Origin of the sequence: Maribacter ulvicola, from assembly GCF_900155985.1 — a bacterium.
Lineage (GTDB): Bacteria > Bacteroidota > Bacteroidia > Flavobacteriales > Flavobacteriaceae > Maribacter > Maribacter ulvicola.
On record NZ_FTMA01000023.1, the window covers coordinates 1 to 1,313 of the forward strand.

Genomic DNA, 1,313 nt, shown 5'->3' on the forward strand with positions numbered 1-1,313 from the left:
TGAGTCGTCCTAAAATAGGTTGACAGTTTTTAAATTATTAATATTAAACCAGAGAAGCTAGCTTCTCTGGTTTTTTGTTATGTATAAAGTTAGGTGTTTTATATTTTAGACTCAAGTGGGGTCTTTTGTTATTATACGTTCTTATAGATTCCGCTATTAGTTTTTTCAACTCTTTGCCACTGTTACATTTATATATCAAGAATTCCCCTTTCAATATACCGTTCATTCGTTCGGCCAATGCATTTTGGTAACAATCGTACCCATCTGTCATTGATGGGGTTATATTACATTGCCGAAGTTCCTTTTGATATATGGCCGAGCAATACTGCAATCCCCTATCGGAATGGTGAATTAGATGTTTGTTGGTCAATCTATTGTTGTTCGCCATTTTTACTGCCTTTACCACATTCTCCGCATTCATATCATCACTAAGATGGTACCCCATTATTTTTCTACTATAAGCATCGGTGACCAAGGATAGGTAATGTGTCCGTTCCCTGCTTTTAATGTATGTAATATCACTGACGAAGAACTCCTCCGGTCTGGAAACTTCAGTTTCTTTCATCAGGTTAGGATGTTTTCTAAGCCAATGCTTGGAGTTTGTTGTTTTAGTGTAATTCTTTCTTGGCCTTATCAGCATCGATTCCGATCGCAAATATTCAAACAGGGCATCTCTTCCTATTTTTAAATTGTGCTTTACGAATTCGTCCTTTAACAGGTAATACAACTTTCGTGTACCGAGCCTTGGCATATCCTTGCGAACACCTTCGACCAAGTTCTTTACCTTCAAAAACTCCTGTTCTCTTTTTATGGTGCGCTTTTCTGCTTGGTAGACAGCTTGTCTACTTATTCCGAACAATCGACAACAACGAGATAAACTTAATCGTTGTTCTTGTCGGATGCGCTGGATTGATCGGGCAAATGCTTTTTTCTGATAGCGGTACCATATTGTTTGTCGGAGATATCGATCATGGTGTTGAGAATTTTGTTCTTCAGTTTTTCATCGGAAAGCTCTCTCTCCAAGCGTTTGATTTTTTGGGTAGGTGTTTCTTTTGATCTCGGCATTTGACGGCGTATTGGTTTACTCCAATCTAATGTACCATGTTTTCTCAGCCAAACCAAAACGGTACTTCTACCTTGAATGCCATAAGCCTTTTGCGCCTGCTTATAAGTCAGCTCGCCTTTTTCGACCTGTTGGACAACACTTAGTTTAAAGCCTAGATTATAATCGCGTTGGGTACGCTTGTTTACCGTAATAATTGGATGTTTCATAAATAAGTCGATTTTGTGTCAACTTATTTCAGGACGGGACA

General features: G+C 38.5%; 1 protein-coding gene. It reads right to left on the minus strand.

Features of this window, described 5'->3' with window-relative positions:
- Positions 1–43: 43 nt before the first annotated feature.
- Positions 44–1,272 (minus strand): IS3 family transposase gene (locus tag BW936_RS19300; RefSeq protein ID WP_394333602.1). Its coding sequence is split into 2 segments (ribosomal slippage): positions 44–918 and positions 918–1,272, totalling 1,230 coding nucleotides; the frame shifts between segments, so codons are not numbered across the junction.
- Between the last annotated feature and the right edge of the window lie 41 nt (positions 1,273–1,313).